9 protein-coding genes and 21 pseudogenes are annotated in these 18,076 nt (G+C 73.2%); 20 read left to right on the top strand and 10 right to left on the bottom strand.

Annotated elements, in window-relative coordinates:
- Positions 1 to 86 precede the first annotated feature (86 nt).
- From FF86_RS31605 to FF86_RS41265, 16 genes and pseudogenes are all read left to right on the top strand, one after another.
- The gene (locus FF86_RS31605) at positions 87 to 1,745 is read left to right on the top strand and encodes a pyridoxal phosphate-dependent decarboxylase family protein (protein ID WP_396229781.1); all 1,659 of its coding nucleotides are present in this window, start codon (positions 87 to 89) and stop codon (positions 1,743 to 1,745) included.
- A gap of 187 nt (positions 1,746 to 1,932) precedes the next feature.
- Positions 1,933 to 2,060 (top strand): annotated as a pseudogene (locus FF86_RS41335) (PHP domain-containing protein); the annotation flags it as partial.
- 1 nt (position 2,061) lies between these two features.
- Positions 2,062 to 2,415, top strand: a pseudogene (locus FF86_RS41330) (PHP domain-containing protein); the annotation flags it as partial.
- A 1-nt stretch (position 2,416) separates the two neighbouring features.
- Positions 2,417 to 2,904 (top strand): annotated as a pseudogene (locus FF86_RS41325) (DNA polymerase III subunit alpha); the annotation flags it as partial.
- Between the two features lies 1 nt (position 2,905).
- Positions 2,906 to 3,541: pseudogene (locus FF86_RS41320) on the top strand (DNA polymerase III subunit alpha); the annotation flags it as partial.
- Between the two features lies 1 nt (position 3,542).
- Positions 3,543 to 3,765 (top strand): annotated as a pseudogene (locus FF86_RS41315) (hypothetical protein); the annotation flags it as partial.
- A 1-nt stretch (position 3,766) separates the two neighbouring features.
- A pseudogene (locus tag FF86_RS41310) lies at positions 3,767 to 4,346 on the top strand (DNA polymerase III subunit alpha); the annotation flags it as partial.
- Between the two features lies 1 nt (position 4,347).
- Positions 4,348 to 4,402, top strand: a pseudogene (locus FF86_RS41305) (hypothetical protein); the annotation flags it as partial.
- 1 nt (position 4,403) lies between these two features.
- A pseudogene (locus FF86_RS41300) lies at positions 4,404 to 4,494 on the top strand (hypothetical protein); the annotation flags it as partial.
- Position 4,495: 1 nt separating this feature from the next.
- Positions 4,496 to 4,648: pseudogene (locus FF86_RS41295) on the top strand (hypothetical protein); the annotation flags it as partial.
- A gap of 1 nt (position 4,649) precedes the next feature.
- Positions 4,650 to 4,764: pseudogene (locus FF86_RS41290) on the top strand (hypothetical protein); the annotation flags it as partial.
- A gap of 1 nt (position 4,765) precedes the next feature.
- A pseudogene (locus tag FF86_RS41285) lies at positions 4,766 to 5,031 on the top strand (hypothetical protein); the annotation flags it as partial.
- 1 nt (position 5,032) lies between these two features.
- Positions 5,033 to 5,152 (top strand): annotated as a pseudogene (locus FF86_RS41280) (hypothetical protein); the annotation flags it as partial.
- A 9-nt stretch (positions 5,153 to 5,161) separates the two neighbouring features.
- The coding region (locus FF86_RS41275; protein ID WP_242418254.1) for a hypothetical protein at positions 5,162 to 5,466 on the top strand (305 nt) is incomplete at its 5' end.
- Positions 5,467 to 5,780: 314 nt separating this feature from the next.
- Positions 5,781 to 6,349: pseudogene (locus FF86_RS41270) on the top strand (class I SAM-dependent methyltransferase); the annotation flags it as partial.
- A 1-nt stretch (position 6,350) separates the two neighbouring features.
- On the top strand, positions 6,351 to 7,175 hold an 825-nt coding region (locus tag FF86_RS41265; protein ID WP_242418253.1), incomplete at its 5' end, for a cyclopropane-fatty-acyl-phospholipid synthase family protein.
- Positions 7,176 to 7,436: 261 nt separating this feature from the next.
- Here the strand turns inward: FF86_RS41265 and FF86_RS05810 are convergent.
- From FF86_RS05810 to FF86_RS41235, 10 genes and pseudogenes are all read right to left on the bottom strand, one after another.
- Positions 7,437 to 7,714, bottom strand: a 278-nt coding sequence (locus tag FF86_RS05810; RefSeq protein ID WP_242418280.1) for a type II toxin-antitoxin system PemK/MazF family toxin, incomplete at its 3' end; no start/stop codon positions are given.
- A gap of 139 nt (positions 7,715 to 7,853) precedes the next feature.
- Positions 7,854 to 7,950: pseudogene (locus FF86_RS65385) on the bottom strand (CopG family transcriptional regulator); the annotation flags it as partial.
- Positions 7,951 to 7,954: 4 nt separating this feature from the next.
- Positions 7,955 to 8,565, bottom strand: a pseudogene (locus FF86_RS41260) (1-aminocyclopropane-1-carboxylate deaminase/D-cysteine desulfhydrase); the annotation flags it as partial.
- A gap of 1 nt (position 8,566) precedes the next feature.
- A pseudogene (locus tag FF86_RS41255) lies at positions 8,567 to 8,896 on the bottom strand (1-aminocyclopropane-1-carboxylate deaminase/D-cysteine desulfhydrase); the annotation flags it as partial.
- A 192-nt stretch (positions 8,897 to 9,088) separates the two neighbouring features.
- A partial coding sequence (ppk2, locus tag FF86_RS41250; RefSeq protein ID WP_396229780.1) for a polyphosphate kinase 2 occupies positions 9,089 to 9,959 on the bottom strand: 871 nt, incomplete at its 3' end.
- A gap of 348 nt (positions 9,960 to 10,307) precedes the next feature.
- Positions 10,308 to 11,759 (bottom strand): annotated as a pseudogene (locus FF86_RS05790) (aldehyde dehydrogenase family protein); the annotation flags it as partial.
- A gap of 1 nt (position 11,760) precedes the next feature.
- Positions 11,761 to 11,892, bottom strand: a pseudogene (locus FF86_RS41245) (hypothetical protein); the annotation flags it as partial.
- 1 nt (position 11,893) lies between these two features.
- On the bottom strand, positions 11,894 to 12,050 hold a 157-nt coding region (locus tag FF86_RS61915; RefSeq protein WP_255355716.1), incomplete at its 3' end, for a hypothetical protein.
- A pseudogene (locus tag FF86_RS41240) lies at positions 12,047 to 12,573 on the bottom strand (aminotransferase class III-fold pyridoxal phosphate-dependent enzyme); the annotation flags it as partial. The pseudogene FF86_RS41240 and the gene FF86_RS61915, both read right to left, overlap by 4 nt.
- A gap of 1 nt (position 12,574) precedes the next feature.
- The coding region (locus tag FF86_RS41235) for an aminotransferase class III-fold pyridoxal phosphate-dependent enzyme (protein WP_242418252.1) at positions 12,575 to 13,462 on the bottom strand (888 nt) is incomplete at its 3' end.
- A 394-nt stretch (positions 13,463 to 13,856) separates the two neighbouring features.
- Between FF86_RS41235 and FF86_RS41230 the strand changes: the two are divergent.
- From FF86_RS41230 to FF86_RS05775, 4 genes and pseudogenes are all read left to right on the top strand, one after another.
- Positions 13,857 to 14,037 (top strand): annotated as a pseudogene (locus tag FF86_RS41230) (serine/threonine protein kinase); the annotation flags it as partial.
- 1 nt (position 14,038) lies between these two features.
- A pseudogene (locus FF86_RS41225) lies at positions 14,039 to 15,078 on the top strand (serine/threonine-protein kinase); the annotation flags it as partial.
- 353 nt (positions 15,079 to 15,431) lie between these two features.
- Positions 15,432 to 15,758 carry an LppP/LprE family lipoprotein gene (locus FF86_RS63975; protein ID WP_313954305.1) on the top strand — a complete coding sequence of 109 codons (327 nt, stop codon included), beginning with the start codon at positions 15,432 to 15,434 and terminating at the stop codon, positions 15,756 to 15,758.
- 305 nt (positions 15,759 to 16,063) lie between these two features.
- Positions 16,064 to 17,929, top strand: coding sequence for a serine/threonine-protein kinase (locus FF86_RS05775; protein WP_044884178.1), 1,866 nt, complete (start codon positions 16,064 to 16,066; stop codon positions 17,927 to 17,929).
- Positions 17,930 to 18,076 lie beyond the last annotated feature (147 nt).

Here is an 18,076-nt window from a genome sequence, read left to right as displayed (position 1 = left end):
CCGATCCCGGCGAGGCGCTGCGGTCCGCGCTGCGTGCCGCCGCCGGGCACGCCGATGCCTGGCTCGCCGGCCTCGCCGAGCGCCCGGTGCGCCCGGCGCACAGCGCCGCCGAGGTCCTGGCCCGGCTCGACGACCGGCTGCCGGCCGGCCCCAGCGACCCGGTGGCCGTCGTCGACGCGCTCGTCGAGGCGGTGGGGGGCGGGCTGACCGCCACCGGCTCGCCTCGGTTCTTCGGCTACGTCGTCGGCGGCACGCTGCCCGCCGCGCTCGCCGCGGACCTGCTCGCCGTCGTCTGGGACCAGAACGCGGCGCTGGCGTCGCTGTCGCCCGCGGCCAGCGCCGTCGAGACCGTCGCCGGCCGGTGGGTCGCCGAGCTGCTGGGCCTGCCGGCGGACGTGTCGGTGGGCTTCACCACCGGCACCCAGATGGCGCACGTCACCGCGCTCGCCGCCGCCCGCCAGCGGGTGCTCGCCGACGCGGGCTGGGACGTCGCCGCCGACGGCCTGACCGGGGCGCCGCCGGTGCGCGTGCTCGTCGGCGCGAACCGGCATGCCACCGTCGACGCCGCGCTGCGCCTGCTCGGCTTCGGCACCCGCACGATCGTCGAGGTGGCCACCGACCGGCTCGGCCGGATGCGCCCCGACGCCCTGCGCGCCGCCCTCGCACCGACCTCGACCGCGACCGCGCACCCGACCGGACAGGCCGGCGCCGAGCCACCGACACCAGCACCGATGCCGACATCAACATCGACGCCGACACCGACACCGACACCGACACCGACACCGACACCGACGATCGTCATCGCCCAGGCGGGGGAGGTCAACACCGGCGCCGTCGACCCGCTCGGCGAGATCTGCGCGATCGCCCACGCCCACGGCGCCTGGGTGCACGTCGACGGCGCCTTCGGCCTCTGGGCGGCGGTGTCGGGGTCACCGGCGCGGCGCGACCTCGTCGCCGGCGCCGAGCTCGCCGAGTCGTGGGCCACCGACGGGCACAAGTGGCTCAACGTCCCCTACGACTGTGGGATCGCGCTGGTCGCCGACCGGGTGGCCCACCGGCGGGCGGTGTCGACCTCGGCGGACTACTTCGTACTCGACACGGCGGGGCAGCTCGACCCGGTGGACTGGACGCCGGAGTTCAGCCGGCGGGCCCGCGCCCTCGCCGTCTACGCGGCGCTGCGTTCGCTGGGCCGCGCGGGCCTACGTGACCTCGTCGACCGGTGCTGCGCCCTCGCCGACCACGCCGCCACCCGGCTCGCCGCACTACCGGGGGTGACCATTCTGAACGCGAACGGCGACCCCGCCAGCCCGGAGCCCCTCGTCGCCCTCAACCAGGTGCTGATCCGGGTGGACGACCCACGCCCGGTGGCCGGCCGGACACACGACTCCTGGCCGGCGAGGCTGTCCGGGTCAGCCGAGGCAACGGGGTCAGCGGGGTTGGCGGGGTCAGCGGGGTCAGCGGCGGCGCGGGGGGACCGGCTGACCCGGCAGGTCACCGCGGCGGTGACGGCGGGCGGCGAGGCGTACGTGACCGGCACGGTGTGGCGGGGCCGCGCGGCGATGCGGCTGTCGGTGAGCAACTGGGCGACCACGCGACGGGAGATCGACCGGGCGATCGCGGCGATCGCCGGCGCGATCGCCGACGCTCGGCGTGAGCCGTTCCAGCCGGACGCCGCGCCGGCGGCGGTCGGGCCGCCCACCCGCCCCCGTGATGCCGATCCGCACCGCGGCGGTGTCCCTTCGTGATGCTCGGGCCGACACAGTGGTGGAGGTGCCGGCGGGCTCGGGCGGGCCGCTAGGCTGCCGGGGAAAGCCCCGTCCATCCGGCCGATCCCCGTGGCGAGCGCACCCGGCGCGTCGGCGTGCCGTCCGCCCGTGACGGGGTGATCGGCCGCGCTTCGACCGGCGTGCCCAGCGCGCGGGAGGGTCCGACGTGTCAAACTCCTTCGTCCACCTGCACGTTCACACCGAGTACTCGATGTTGGACGGGGCGGCTCGGCTGAAGGACATGTTCAGCGAGGTGTCGCGCCAGCAGATGCCGGCGGTCGCGATCACCGACCANGGCTACATGTACGGGGCGTACGACTTCCACCGGCAGGCCACCGCCGCGGGCGTGAAGCCGATCATCGGCTGCGAGGCGTACGTCGCCCCCGAGTCGCGCCTGCTCAAGCAGCGGGTGCGCTGGGGCGAGCCGCATCAGAAGAGCGACGACGTCTCCGGCGGCGGCTCCTACACCCACATGACGATGTGGGCGCGCAACGCCGACGGGCTGAAGAACCTGTTCAAGCTGAACTCGCGGGCGTCGATCGAGGGCCACTACATCAAGTGGCCGCGGATGGACCAGGAGATCATCGCCGAGCACGCCGAGGGGCTGATGGCGACGACCGGCTGCCCGTCCGGCATCGTGCAGACCCGGNTGCGCCTGGGCCAGTACGACGCCGCCCTGCAGGCCGCCGCCACCTATCAGGAGATCTTCGGCAAGGAGAACTTCTTCTGCGAGATCATGGACCACGGCCTCGACATCGAGCGCCGGGTCCGCGACGGGCTCGTCGACATCGCCCGCGCGCTGGACATGCGCTTCGTGGTCACCAACGACTCGCACTACACCTACGAACACGAGCGCGACGCCCACGCCGCGCTGCTGTGCGTGCAGACGGCCTCGACGGTGGCCAACCCGTCGTTCCAGTTCGAGGGCTCGGGCTACTTCCTCAAGAGCGCCGAGGAGATGTACGGCATCGACTCCTCGGACATCTGGCAGGAGGGCTGCGAGACCACGCTGCTGATCGCCGAGCGGGTCGACCCGAGCGGCATGTTCGCCAAGCGCAACCTGATGCCGCGCTTCCCGGTGCCGGACGGCGAGACCGAGGAGAGCTGGTTTCGCAAGGAGACCTGGGCGGGCATGGCCNGGCGCTTCCCGAACGGCTTCGACGACGAACACCGCGAGCGGGTCGAGTACGAGATCGGGATCATCCTCCAGATGGGGTTCCCGTCGTACTTCCTCGTCGTCGCGGACTTCATCATGTGGGCGAAGAGCCAGGGCATCCCGGTCGGGCCGGGCCGCGGCAGCGCCGCCGGGTCGATGGTCGCCTTCGCTCTCGGCATCACCGACCTTGACCCGATCCCCCACTCGCTGCTGTTCGAGCGCTTCCTCAACCCCGAGCGCGTGTCCATGCCCGACATCGACATCGACTTCGACGAACGTCGTCGCGGCGACGTGATCCGTTATGTCACCGAGCGCTGGGGCGACGACCGCATCGCGCAGATCGTCACCTTCGGCACCATCAAGGCCAAGGCCGCGATCAAGGACTCCTCGCGGGTGCTCGGCTACCCGTACGCCGTCGGCGACCGGATCACCAAGGCAATGCCGCCGGCCGTGATGGGCAAGGACATCCCGCTGGGCGGCATCTTCGACCCGAAGCACCCGCGCTTCAGCGAGGCCGGGGAGATCCGCGGGCTGTACGAGTCCGACGCGGACGTCAAGAAGGTCATCGAGACGGCGAAGGGCCTGGAGGGGCTGATCCGCCAGGCCGGGGTGCACGCGGNCGGCGTCATCATGTCCGCCGAGCCGATCATCGACCACATCCCGGTGTGGCGCCGCGACGCCGACGGCGCGATCATCACCCAGTTCGACTACCCGACGTGCGAGACCCTCGGCCTGCTCAAGATGGACTTCCTGGGCCTGCGCAACCTCACCGTCATGGATGACGCGGTGCGCAACGTCGAGGCCAACCGGGGCATCACGATCGACCTGCTGGGGCTCACCCTCNACGACTCCGCCGCCTACGAGCTGCTCGGCCGCGGCGACACCCTGGGGGTGTTCCAGCTCGACGGCGGGCCGATGCGCTCGCTGCTGCGGATGATGCGCCCGGACAACTTCGAGGACATCTCCGCCGTGCTCGCCCTGTACCGGCCGGGGCCGATGGGCGCGAACTCGCACATCAACTACGCGCTGCGCAAGAACGGCCAGCAGGAGATCACCCCGATTCACCCGGAGCTGTCCGACGCGCTCGCCGACATCCTCGACACGACCTACGGCCTGATCGTCTACCAGGAGCAGGTCATGGCGATCGCGCAGAAGGTCGCCGGCTACTCCCTCGGCGGCGCCGACCTGCTGCGCCGGGCGATGGGCAAGAAGAAGAAGGAGATCCTCGACAAGGAGTTCGTTCCCTTCTCGGAGGGGATGAAGACCAGCGGGTACTCCGAGGCTGCGATCAAGACGCTGTGGGACATCCTCGTCCCGTTCTCCGACTACGCGTTCAACAAGGCGCACACCGCCGGCTACGGGCTGGTCTCCTACTGGACGGCGTACCTCAAGGCCAACTTCCCGGCCGAGTACATGGCCGCGCTNCTGACGTCCGTGCGCGACGACAAGGACAAGAGCGCGATCTACCTCAACGAGTGCCNCCGGATGGGTATCCGGGTGCTCCCGCCGGACGTCAACAGTTCCAACGCCGACTACACCGCGCACGGCGACAACGAGATCCGGGTGGGGCTCNCCGCCATCCGCAACGTCGGGACGAACGTCGTCGAGTCGATCGTCCGTACCCGGAAGGCGAAGAGCCGCTTCGTCTCCTTCCCGGACTTCCTCGACAAGGTCGACGCGGTGGTCTGCAACAAGCGCACCATCGAGTCGCTGATCAAGGCCGGCGNGTTCGACGCGCTCGGGCACACCCGCCGCGGCCTGGTGGAACGGCACGAGCAGGCCGTCGACGCGGTGATGGGCGTGAAGAAGAAGAACGCCGAGGGCCAGTTCGACCTGTTCGCCNTCGACGCCGACGACGACCCGGGCGCCGCGCCCGTCTTCGGCGTGCAGGAGTTCTCCGACCAGGAGTGGGACAAGACGGTCAAGCTGTCCCACGAGCGGGAGATGCTCGGGCTCTACGTCTCCGACCATCCCCTGCGCGAGGTCGAGCACATCCTCACCGCGAAGGCGGACTGCAGTATCGCCGCGCTGACGGGCGGGGAGTACGCGGACGGGTCCACCGTGACCATCGCCGGGATCATCTCCAGCCTGCAGCGCAAGGTGACCAAGNAGGGCAAGCTCTGGGCGCTGACCACCGTCGAGGACCTCGCCGGCGGACTGGAGGTGATGTTCTTCCCGCAGACGTACGAGGTGTGCTCCACCCAGCTCGCCGAGGACGCCGTCGTCATCGNCCGAGGCNGCCTGGACAAGCGGGAGGACACCCCGCGCCTGATCGCCGCCGAGCTGACCGTGCCGGATCTCAGCGACGCGGCGCTCAGCCCCCCGGTGGTGATCACCATGTCCGCGGCCCGGGTGAACCCGCCGACGGTGGAACGGCTGCGCGAGGTGCTGGGCACCCACCCGGGGACGACCGAGGTGCACCTGCGGCTGCAGACCCCCGGCCAGATCACTCTGCTGCGCCTCGACGACGCCTACAAGGTCCAGCGCACCCCCGCGCTGATGGGCGATCTCAAGGCCCTGCTCGGCGCCGCCGCGGTCGCCTGAGCCCGCCGCTCCCCGACCCTCCCCGACCACCGCCACCTGCAGTTTTCCCTACGTCAACCGGCCGAAATATTCCCGCCGACGGGGATACCACCATGCGACACCGGACACCGTTCGGACACGGCGTTTCTGGGGGACGATGAGAGCCAGGTAACCAGGTGCGACCGCGCCCCGCGGGGCTGGGCCGACCACGGGCCTTCCGCTGATCGACCGGGCCACCGGCGTGGGCGAAGGTCCTGGTCGGGCGGGTGCCGACCGGGCAGTCTCCGGCGACGTCCCAGCCGAAGGGACCGCGCACACGACCCGGAGGATGCGCCTTGACGATCAGTCGAGAACTGGAGGAGCACGAGCCCGCCGCCCAGCCAACCCCTGTTCCGGACCCACGGTGGTCGCCGGAGCTCGTACGGGCGACCCGCACCCTGCTCGAGACCTTCATCGGGACCGCGCCACCGGTGCGGATCGTCCTGTGGGACGGCTCCGCGCTCGGCCCGGACACCCCCACGCAGGTCGTGGTGCGCTCGCCGGAGGCGATGCACCGCGCCCTGTTCCGCCCCGGCGAGCTGGGTTTCGCCCGCGCCTTCGTCGCCGGTGATCTCGACGTCGAGGGCGACATCTTCGCCGCCCTGGAGCTGCGCGACCACCTGTCCGCCCTCCCGCACCGCCCCACCGCCGCCACGGCACCCGCCCTGCTGACCCTGCTGCGCGAGCTCGGCGCCCGACCACCCGCCCCGCCGCCGGAGGAGGCCCGTCTACACGGGCGCCGCCACAGCCGCCACCGCGACGCCGCGGCGATCTCCCACCACTACGACGTGTCCAACGCGTTCTACCGGTTGATCCTCGGCCCGACGATGACCTACTCGTGCGGGGTGTGGGAGTCGCCGGCCAGNGGGCTCGACGCCGCCCAGACCGCCAAGCACGAGCTGGTCTGCCGCAAGCTCGGGCTGCGCCCCGGCGAGCGACTGCTCGACGTCGGCTGCGGGTGGGGCAGCATGCTCATCCACGCCGCCCGCCACCACGGCGTCCACGGCGTCGGGGTGACGATCTCGGTGGAGCAGGCCGCCGAGGCCCGCCGCCGGATCGCCGAGGCCGGGCTCACCGACGCCATCGAGATCCGTCTGCAGGACTACCGGGAGATTCCCGACGGCCCGTTCGACGCGATCAGCTCGGTCGGCATGGTCGAGCACGTCGGGCGGGCGATGCTGCCGACGTACTTCGCCAGCCTCTACGGGCTGCTGCGCCCCGGCGGCCGGCTGCTCAACCACGGGATCTCCTCCCCCGGCGACCCGGCCGGGGCCTACCGCTACCAGCCCCACCTCGGCCCGATCCCGCTGCCGAAGGGCCGCGACTTCCTGCGCCGCTACGTCTTCCCGGACGGGGAGCTGCACGAGATCGGCCTGATGACGTCGCTGACGCAGGCCGCCGGCTTCGAGGTCCGTCACGTCGAGAACCTGCGTGAGCACTACGGCCTGACCCTGCGGGCCTGGGTTCGGGCGCTGGAGGAGAACTGGGACACCGCCGTCGCCCAGGTCGGCGCCGGGCGCGCCCGGGTGTGGCGGCTGTACATGGCCGGCTCGGCGCTCAGCTTCGAGGGCGGCCAGACCCAGATCCACCAGACCCTCGCCGTGCGCCCCGACGCCGGCCGCTCCGGCCAGCCCCTGCGCCCCCGCTACGACTCCCCCGCCCCCCTACCCACCCAGCCCACCACCGGCTGACCTACGACGCCCCGGCCCCCGACCCGGCCCGACACCGCCGGCCGGGCCGGCGTCCGGGGCGATCCCCGTCGCGGTAACCGATCTTGACGATCATTCCTGCGCCAGCGGGCAGTCCTGGCGGTCCCCTCCCGCTTCGACAGCCACGGATGCCGGCGGCTCCACGGTCAGCACGACCCGGCCCGCCACTGTCGCGGTCAGAGCCCGAGTACGTGACGCAGTCCGCGGTCCAGGTCTCNCATGAGGCCCCCCGGGACAGCGCCNACAGCGTGCCCGAGTTCGTCCTTGTTGACGGTGACGATGGCCGCCACGTTGGCGACGGAGTCCCGTGGAAGGCCGGTCACCGCGGCGGGGAGGAAGATGTTGCCGGGCATGGTGGCAAGCACGGTGTTCGAGGTGATGACGACCGCGACGGCTGTGGCCAACCGGCTCGCGTTGTAGGGCGCGGACTGGACGACCACCACCGGGCGGCGCTTCGCGGGGCGACTGCCCTCCGCCTCACCGAGGTCGACCCAGCGAATGTCGCCCCGGCTGATCACCAGTCCTCGCTGTCGCCCAGTGCTCGCCGGCCGGCGCGCGCCGCGGCCTCGAACGAGTCGTCGGGACCCGCGAGCTCCAGTGCGGCGTCGATGCGCTCGGTGAGGGACTGCGCGTCGAGCTCCTCGATGTAGCGGCGCGCGNCTGTCGTGAAGAACTCGGAGCGACTCACACCAAGTGCGGCCGCGCGACGCTCAGCCTCGTTGAACGTCTCGTCCGGGATCGAGATCGCAGTCTTCACACGCTCAGTATAACCGGGTATGACGATCATCCGATGGTCCCGTCCGGGGGTCGGGTCCGAGGCCGTCCGCCACGGCGTTGAGGACGGCGACGACCGTCGTGCCGGGTGCGAAGGCGTCGGCCTCGGCGAGGGCGAACAGGGCGTAGAGCAGCTTCGCCTCGTACACCGGTTCCAGGCCCAGGCCGTGGCGGTCGTGGAAGTCGACGATGAAGCGGCCCAGTTCCGGGGTCGACCTCGCGTAGCCGCCGAAGTGGAAGTCGTAGGCCATGGTCCAGTTGCCGGAGTTCGCGCCGAACGCCGCACGCTGGAGGGCGTCGACGTCGTCGGCGAGGAATCCGGCGCCCCGCAGCACCGGGACGCCGAGGGCGCGCTGGCCCGGCGCGAGGCCCGCGGCGAGGCCGGCGAGGGTGCCGCCGGTGCCGCACGAGCAGCAGAGCACGTCGAAGGGACGGTCGATCTCGGCGGGCAGCGCGGCGCAGCCGCGCACCCCGAGCGCGTTGCTGCCGCCCTCGGGCAGCAGGTAGAACGCCCCGAACTCGGCGCTCAGCCGCTCGACGACCGCGGCCGACGTCTTCGCCCGGTACGAGGTCCGGTCGAGGTAGGCCAGCCGCATCCNGGCGTCGACGGCGAAGCGCAGCGTCGGGTTGAGCGGCAGGTGTTCCTCGCCCCGGATGACCCCGACCGTCCGGAGGCCGAACAACCGGCCGGCCGCCGCCACCGCCCGGATGTGGTTCGAGTAGGCGCCGCCGAAGGTCAGCAGCGTGTCGTGCCCGAGCCGGCGCGCCTCGTCGAGGTTGCCCCGCAGCTTGCGCCACTTGTTGCCGGGGATGTCCCGGTGGATGAGGTCGTCCCGCTTGAGCAGCAGGCGGACGCCCCGCGCACCCAGCCGCGCATCCGCGATCTCCTCCAGCGGCGACGGCAACGCCGGCAGCGGGAAGCCCCCCACAACAGCAAGGTAGCCGAACCCGCGGCGCCGGAAGGGATCAGTGCAGCGTGGGGAAGGTGCGGTCGGCCTTCTCGCCGNTCTCCAGCAGGTTCATCGCGGGGCCGACGATCAGCGGGTCGGGGGTGCCGACGACGTCGGGCTCCTTGCCGGTGTAGGNCAGCGTGTGCAGGACGTGACGCATGGTCTCCAGCNGGGCCCGCTTCTTGTCGTTGCTCTTCACCACCGTCCACGGCGCCTCGACCGTGTCGGTGTAGAAGAACATCGCTTCCTTGGCGTCGGTGTAGTCGTCCCAGCGATCCAGCGCGGCGAGGTCGATCGGGCTGAGCTTCCACTGCCGGACCGGGTCGATCTGCCGGACGATGAACCGGGTCTGCTGCTCGCGGCGCGACACCGAGAACCACAGCTTGATCACTCTGATCCCGCTGCGGGTCCACATCCGTTCCAGCTCCGGGGCCTGGCGCAGGAACTCGCGGTACTGGTCCGGGGAGCAGAAGCCCATGACCCGCTCGACGCCGGCCCGGTTGTACCAGGACCGGTCGAACATGACGATCTCGCCGGCCGTGGGCAGGTGCTCGATGTAGCGCTGGAAGTACCAGGACTGCTGCTCGCGCGGCGACGGCTTCTCCAGGGCGACGACCCGGGCGCCCCGGGGGTTCAGGTGCTCGGTGAACCGCTTGATCGTGCCGCCCTTGCCGGCGGCGTCGCGGCCCTCGAAGACGAGCACGATGCGCTGCCCGGTCTCCTTGGCCCAGTACTGCATCTTCAGCAGCTCGATCTGCAGCAGCCGCTTGTCGCGCTCGTAGTCGGCGCGGGCCAGGCGGGTGTCGTACGGGTAGTTCTCGCGCCAGGTGTCGACGGGGGTTCCGTCGGGCCGCAGCAGCGTCGCCTCGTCGTCGTCCTCGTCGAGGACCCGCAGGCCGGCCAGGCTCTCCGCGTGGACCCCGACCCGCTCGGCGAGGCCGGCCGCGCCGAGCCACCCACCGATACCGTCGGCGATGCCGTGCACCAGCGGCTCCGCCCGGCCGTCGGCCCCCTTGGGGATCACCCGTTCGACGTGGGTCACGCTGATTCCCTCCCGTACGGACAACGAGGCTGCACCGGGGGGNTGTTCCCACCCGACGGCGCCGTACACGGGGCGAATCCGCAGGGCCGGGGGCAGCCGGCCGGCCAACCGTACGGAAGCCGGCCAGCCCATGGTTGACGCGCGCCCGAACACCAGGTGACAGAACAGTCCNCATCCGACAGAACCGGCACATCGGACGCCCACTGAGCGCCCTCTCGGAGCGAGCGGATGCAGGGGAGCGCGCCTACCTGTCTCTTCCACGGGGTTNGGCGCCCGATTTGTCCCTGTGGAAGAGATAGCGGACGCCGTTCCCAGGCACGCAGCAGGTCGGGCCCGGCGGGTGGGAGGTCAGCCGGGCAGGCGGAAGGACAGGTCGGCGGCGGGGACCGCGGTGTCGAGCTGGGCGCGCTGCAGCCGGCCGGAATAGTCCCAGCTCAGCGACTGCCAGCGGGTGACCTGGTCGAGCATCCAGATCCCGGACTGGCGGCTGCCGTTGCCGGACCGGCCGTTACCACCGAAGGGCAGGTGCGCCTCGGCGCCGGTCGTCGACCCGTTGACGCTGACCATCCCGGCGCGCACCCCGCGGCGGAACCGCAGCGCGCTCGCCGCGTCCGCGGTGTAGATCGACGACGACAGGCCGTAGCCGGGCAGGTTCGCCAGCTCGATCGCCTCGTCGAGGTCGCGGTAGGTGGTGACGCCGACGATCGGCCCGAACGTCTCCTCGCGGAACAGCTCGTCGTCGGGGCGCACCCCGTCGACGATCAACGGATGGTAGTAGAGCCCGCGGTCCGGGTCGCCGACGAAGCCGCGTCGCGGCCCGTTGCGGGGCAGGCCGCCGGCTCCGAGCGGTTCCGCGGAACCGGCACCGCCGACAGTTCCCCCGGCCCAGCCGGCCCTGCCGGTTCCCCCGGCCCTGCCGGTTCCCCCAGTTGCGCCGGTTCCCCCGATTGCGCCGGTGATGCGGCCGAGCGCGGTGGAGCCGGACAGGCGGTGATGGTCGCGCAGGAGGGTGAGGTGACGCTCGAAACCGGCGGCGAAGCGGGCGTCGAGCAGCGGTCCGTAGAGCACGTCGCCGGTGGGGTCGCCGATGACCGCGGCGGACACGGCGGCGTCGAGGCGGCGGACGAACGCGGCGTGCACCGACTCGTGCACGATCGCCGTGCCGAGCGAGGTGCAACGCTGCCCGGCGGTACCGAATCCGCCGAACACGGCGGCCTCGACGGCGGCGTCGAGGTCGGCGTCGGGCGCGACCACCATGGGGTTCTTGCCGCCGAGCTCCAGGCACGGCGACTGCAGGTGCCGCCCGCACAGGGCGCCGATGAACCGTCCGACCTCGGTGGACCCGGTGAAGCCGACCTTGTCCACGGCCCCGGCGGCCAACGCCCGTTCCAGCCCCAGCGACGTCGCCCGGCCGTCGGCGGGGACGAGGTTCACCGCGCCCCCGGGCACCCCTGCGGCGGTCAGCAGGTCCAGCATCGCCTGCGCGCAGGCGGCGGCGTACTCGGCCGGCTTCCACACCACCGTGTTCCCGGCGAGCAGCGCCGGCACGAGGTACCAGGACGGGACCGCCACCGGGAAGTTCCCGGCGGTGATCACCATCATCACCCCGAGGGGCTCCCGGAAGGTGAACAGCTGGCGGTCCGGCATCTCGGACGGCACGGTCTGCCCGTAGAGCCGCCGGCCCTCCCCGCGGAAGAACTCGCAGGTGTCGATGATCTCCTGGACCTCGCCGCGGGCCTCGGCGGCGGGCTTGCCGACCTCGCGCGTCACCAGCCGGGCGAGGGCGTCGGCGTTGTCCGCNACGAGCCGGCCGAAGCTGCCGATCACCGACCCGCGCACGGGGGCCGGCACCGCAGCCCACTCGCGCGTCGCCGCCCGGGCGGCGACGGCGGCGGCGAGGATGGTCTCGGGACCGACGAGCTCGACCTCCGCGNCGACCTCGTCGAGTCGGGCCGGGTCGGTGGAGGCGACGACGCGGACCGCCGCCGGCTCGACCTCGGCGCCGCCGGCCGGACCCCCGACAGTCGCGCACAGGTCGTGGGCGCGTCCGGCGATACGCGCGCCGACGCGCCGCGGGCGTACCAGGGTCATGCCAGGTTCCCCTCTTCCAGGTCGGCGAGGACTCGGGCGAGTGCGGTGACGCCGGTGCTGAGCTGGTCGGCGCTGACGGTCAGCGCCGGGCGGAACCGCAGGGTGCGGACGCCCGCGGGCAGCGCGAGGACGTGTTCGCGCACCCGCAGCCGGCGCAGCACCTCGTCGCGGATGGTCCGATCGGGCAGGTCCACCGCGCAGAGCAGGCCCCGCCCGCGCGGGTTGGCCAGCAGCCCCGGATGGGCCTCCGCGAGCGCGGACAACTCGGTCAGCAGGCCGGCACCGAGCTCACCGGCCCGCGCGATGAGCCCTCGGGCCTCGATGACCTCCAGGATCCGGGTCGCGCGGACCATGTCGACCAGCCCGCCGCCCCAGGTGGAGCTGATCCGGCCGGGGACGGCGAGGACGTTGGCGGCGACCTCGTCCACCCGCCGCCCGGCCATGATCCCGCCGAGCTGGACCTTCTTGCCGAACGCGACGATGTCGGGACGCAGGCCGAGCTGCTGGTAGGCCCAGGCCGACCNGGTCGCGCCGACCCCGGTCTGGACCTCGTCGAGGACGAACAGCGCGTCGTGGCGCCGGCACAGCGCGGCCATGGCGGCGAGGAACTCGGCGCGCAGGTGGTTGTCACCGCCCTCGCCCTGGATCGGTTCGGCGAGGAAGCAGGCGATGTCGTGCGGGTGGGCGGCGAAGGCCGCCTCGGCCTGCGCCAGCGCGGCGCGCTCGGCGGCGACGACGGCGTCGAGGGCGGCTGGAGTGCAGGGGAAGGTCATCGCCGGGCAGTCGATGCGCGGCCAGTCGAACACGGGAAACCGGTCGGTCTTGACCGGATCGGTGTTGGTGACCGACAGCGTGTAGCCGCTGCGCCCGTGGAAGGCGTGGCGCAGGTGCAGCACGCGGCGGCCGAGTCGGGCCGGGCGGCCGTGCGCGGCGTTGTGCCGGCTCTTCCAGTCGAAGGCGCACTTGAGCGCGTTCTCCACCGCCAGCGCGCCGCCCTCGACGAAGAACAGGTGCGGCAGCTCCGGGTCGCCGAGGACCCGGGCGAAGGTGCGCACGAACTCGGCGTAGGCGGCGGTGGCCACGTCCGGGTTCGCCGGCTTGTTGACCGCGACGCGGCCCAGCCGGTCGAGGAAGCCCGGGTCGCCGGCCAGCTCGGGCGGGTTCACTCCGAGTGGCGCCGAAGCGAAGAAGCTGTAGAGATCGAGGTAGCGCCGGCCGTCGCGGGCGTCGACCAGGACGCTGCCGGCGCTCTCGGCCAGGTCGCAGACCAGGTCCAGGCCGTCGACGAGCACGTGGCGGCGCAGGACGGCCAGCACGTCGCGCGCCGCGACGGGTGGCCCGACCGGCACCCCCTGCGCCACCCGGAGCGCCTCCACCGCCTGCCCCGCGGCCCGTGGAACGCGGACGACCATCCAGGCTCCCTCCGTCACCGGCCGCGGCGAGCGCAACCCGCTCGCGACCCTCACCCCTCACGAATATCTTCCCTCAAGAACTGCATTGAATCTTCAATATTCCCGTATTGCCTCAGATACTCCTCTGATCATCCCGCCAAAGATGGAACCGACCGACGATTCGCCGGATCGGCGATCACGCACCAGATCGAAACGAAGAGCGATCGAATAGCTGCACAGTGCGACGATTCGGTCAGCAGGTGAGGGCAACCACCGCACCGAGAGACAATCGGCCCATTCCCTGCGTTGCCCCGGGGGTGCGCTCCACCAAGGCGTGATCGGATAGCCTCCCCCGACCCTGTCGATCCCCGCACCACCCGCCCGCCGGCGGAGAGCTCGGAGAATAGGAAGCGGTGTGCTGACGCCCCTGACCTCGGACGACCCACGCCGCATCGGACCCTTCCGGTTGGCGAACCGCATCGGCGCCGGTGGCATGGGCGTCGTCTACCTCGGCTTCGGCGACGACGGCAAGCCGGTCGCCGTCAAGGTCCCTTCCGCCGGCCTCGCCGACAACCCCGAGTTCCGCTCCCGGTTCCNGCAGGAGGTCGACGCCGCGCGGCGCGTACGGGGCAGCTCCGTGGCGACGGTGCTCGACGCCGACCTGACCGGCGAGCGCCCCTGGATGGCCACCGAGTACGTCGAGGGCCGCAGCCTCGCCGACGCCGTCGCCACCCGCGGTGAGCTCGACGACCGCCTGGTCCACGGGCTGGCGATCGGGCTCGCCGACGCCCTCGTCGCCATCCACGCAGCGGGTGTGGTGCACCGCGACCTCAAGCCGGCGAACATCCTGCTGGCCTGGGACGGTCCGAAGGTCATCGACTTCGGCATCGCCCGCGCGGGGGACAGCACCAGCCACACCCGCACCGGGATGCTGATCGGCACGCTGGTCTGGATGGCCCCCGAGCAGTTGCGCGGCGAGCGCGCCGGGCCGCCCGCGGACATCTTCGCCTGGGGAGCCTGCGTGGCGTTCGCCGCCGCCGGGCGCCCGCCGTTCCGAGGGGAGCGCGCCGAGGCGGTCGGCATGCAGATCCTCACCGCCGAGCCCGACCTCGACGACCTGCCGCCCGACCTGCTCGGCGTCGTGCGGGCCGCGCTGGAGAAGGAGCCCGCCCGCCGGCCCACGGCGACCGAGCTGCTCGCCCGGCTGGTCGGCCGCGACGTGCGCTCCCCCGCCGACTCGGACGAGGCCAGCGAGACCGCCCTGGCCCAGGTGTGGTCGCTGCCGCCCACCCCGCCGCAGGGCGCCGGCCCGCTCGGGGGAGCGCGCAACGCCGGGTATGGCGCGGCCGGGGGGCGCCCCGAACGCGCCGCCGGCGGCTACCCGGATCCGACGCTGCGCGACCCCCGATCGGCCTACGACGCCCCGCCCGCCTACGGCAGCCGCGCCGGCTATGACAACCAGGCCGGCTATGACAACCAGGCCGGCTACGGCTACGGCGCGGCACCCCCGCGCGCCGGTGGTCCGGGCTACGACGACCGCGTCGCCGGTCCGGGCGGCCGCCGGAGCACCGCCCCCTATGCGGACCAGCACGCCGTGGGCCCCGGCGGCACCGGACGGCGGGCCGACGGCTGGGACGNCTCCGCCGGGGGTGGGCGCGGTTCGGGAGGCGGGCGGAGCGGCCCGGTCATCGCGGTCGCCGTCCTGATCGCGCTGCTGCTCGGCGGCGGGATCGCGGCGGCCGTCGCGCTCAGCGGCGGTGGTGGCGGGGACGACAACGTCGCCACCCCGCCCACCGGAACCACGCAGGATGCCGGTGGCACGGTGGGCGCGACGGCGACCAGCGGCCCGACGCCGGCCACGAGCGCCGCCTCCCCCCCGCCGAGCTCCTCGCCGTCGCCCAGCTCGACGCCGTCGGCGTCCCCGAGTCCCACGACGCTGTCCACCGACGACGCGGCCGCCCTCGTGCGAGGGAAGGGCTACGAGCCGGACATGAGCACCTACCAGGAGGACCGCCAGCTCAGCGTCGTCATCGGTACCGCGCCGGCGACCGGGGACACTCCGCGCCAGCTCGCCTACGTCTTCGCCGACGGCCAGTTCCGCGGCACCGACACCTCGGCGCCGAGCGCCCACATCACCGTCAAGAGCCAGCGCAACGACCACGAGGTGGTGCTGCGCTACGACACCTTCAACCCGCAGGACCCGATCAACTCCCCGTCCGGCCACGCCGACGTACGCTTCCGCTGGAAAGGCAATGCCTTCTCCACCCTCGATCCGATCCCGTCGAACGATCCCAACGCCACCGATAGCCGCCGGTAGCCGGACAATGGCCGGCTGCCGGGGACGACGCGCCCACCCCCGCAACCGGCGACAAACGAACGGCTGGAAGCATTACGGTTCAGGCAGCGCGATCCCGTGGCGGATGGGCGGCCTCGACGGCTGGCCCACGGCCCGGCGGGGACGACGGGCCGGCCGGGGCCCACGATGATCGAAGGAGTGACCATTTCGGCGCAGGTCGGGCAGTCCGGTTGGCGTCACCGGACTCGGCGGCGGACACGGTGCCGGTCGGGACGGCCGGTCGGGATGGCATCGGTCGGGGTGGCATCGGTCGGGATGGCGTCGCGATGTTGACACCGCTCGTCGAGGACGACCCGCGCCGGGTCGGCCCCTTCGCCATCCACAACCGGATCGGCGCGGGCGGCATGGGCACCGTCTACCTGGGGTTCAACGCGGATGGACGGGCCGCGGCGGTGAAGGTGCCCGACGCCAGGTTCGCCGACGACCCCGAGTTCCGGGAACGCTTCCGCCGCGAGGTCGCCGCCGCCCGGCGCGTGCACGGCCGCGCGGTCGCCGCAGTGCTCGACGCCGATCCGGAGGCCGTCGCCCCCTGGCTCGCGACCGAGTACGTGGAGGGAACCAGCCTCGCGGACGCGGTGCTGCGCCACGGGCGGATGGAGGAGCGGCTGCTGCACGGCTTCAGCGTCGGACTGGCCGACGCCCTGATCGCCATCCACGCCGCCGGGGTCGTCCACCGCGACCTCAAGCCGTCGAACATCCTGCTGGCCTGGGACGGCCCGAAGGTCATCGACTTCGGCATCGCCCGGGCCTCCGGGGTGCCCAGCCACACCCGGACCGGGATCCTCATCGGGACGCTGGCCTGGATGGCCCCCGAGCAGCTACGCGGCGAACGGGCCGGGCCGCCCGCGGACATCTTCGCCTGGGGTGCCTGCGTGACCTATGCGGCCACCGGCCACCCGCCGTTCGCCTCGGAGCAGGCCGACGTGCTGACCCGGATGCGCGAGGACCGCCCGCCGGACATCGCCGGGGTGCCCGACGGGCTCGCCCCCCTGGTACGAGCCGCGCTCGCCCGCCGCCCGGAGGATCGACCGAGCGCGGCCGAGCTCGTCCGCCTGCTTGTCGCCGACCCGCGGGTCGCCACGCCCGCGGACGCCGACCGGGCGGCGGCGCTCGCCCTCACCCCCTGGCAGGCCCGCCCACCGCTCGCCGCCCCCGACGACGCCCCCACCGCCCGCGCCAGCGGCCCTGCCCGGGCCGTCGGGGTGGCCGGCGCGGCCGCGGCGCCGGCGGCGCTCGATCCCGATCAGCCCGATCAGCCCACCCACCCGCTGGCGCTGCGTCCCACCCCGCCGCCGGGCGGGGACCGCTCTCTCGGCACCTTCCCCATGCCACGCTGGTCGGACGCCACCGCGGGCGGTGACGGTCTACCGGCCGCCGGCGGCCCGGACCCGGCCGGGCGCGAGCTCGTCGACGTGTCGCGCCTGACCGACCCCCGCCCGTTCTCCGGGCGCCCCACGCCTGTCGCCGCGGGAAGTCCGGGCGCCCCGCGTCCCGGCGCGCCGGGGCCGGGCGTGCTGCGCGCCGGCGCGGCGGGGTCGGGCGCCCTGCGCGTCGGCTCCGCGGGCGCGGGAGGCGCCGGGGGCGACTCTGGGGGCACAGGCCGATCGGGCGGGATGATCCGCCGTAGCAGTCCGCTGGATGTCGCCTTCGGCTGGTTGCCGCCGCCGTGGCGACGGTCGGGCCCGCTGGCCGGCGGTGCGCTGCTGGTCGCCCTGCTCGTCGGCATCCTCGCGGTCCTCGTCGCGGCCGGCGGCTCGGATTCGCAGGTGGAACCGCCGGGGGTACCGCCGCTGGACCATCCGGCGCCGGGCGCGCGCTCCGGTCCGGCGGTGCCCGGCGGCCCGCGGTGGACGTCCGGCGGTGCCCGCGACCCGCTGCCATCGCCGCGGACCGCCGCGCCCCCGTCCGGTGGTGCGCAGCCTCACCCGACGTCCGATCCGCAGGGCCGGGCGACCGCGACCGTCTCGCCGAGCGCCGAACCGACGTCGCCGACCGAGCGGCCGACACCGACCTCGGGTGCCTCCCCGAGCGGCGAGCCGTCGCCGTCGGCGACCGCGTCGGCCCCGGCGTCGCCCACGAGCTGCCCGACAGGGTCGGGCGGCACGGCCACGTCCCCGCCGCCCGCCTGCTAGCCGAGCGCGGCCGAGGTCCAGGCCGGCTGGCGGCTGGCGGCTGGCGGCACGAGTTTCCCGGCCGCCGTGTGATCATCACCGCCGTCGGTGACTGCCTGCATACCAGGAGATGCTGGAGGCTGATGGCCGTTCCGAGGCCCGGGGACC

The sequence above is a fragment of the Frankia sp. CpI1-P genome (genome assembly GCF_001421075.1).
GTDB classification, from domain to species: Bacteria; Actinomycetota; Actinomycetes; order Frankiales; family Frankiaceae; genus Frankia; species Frankia torreyi.
Note: the sequence above shows the minus strand (reverse complement) of the source record. Positions and strands in the feature narration are given on the sequence as shown.

Bases quoted from the DNA above. Each gene is read 5' to 3' on its own strand.
- FF86_RS63975 (WP_313954305.1), top strand. From the start codon at position 15,432: ATGAGCACCTACCAGGAGGACCGCCAGCTCAGCGTCGTCATCGGTACC.
- FF86_RS05775 (WP_044884178.1), top strand. From the start codon at position 16,064: ATGTTGACACCGCTCGTCGAGGACGACCCGCGCCGGGTCGGCCCCTTC.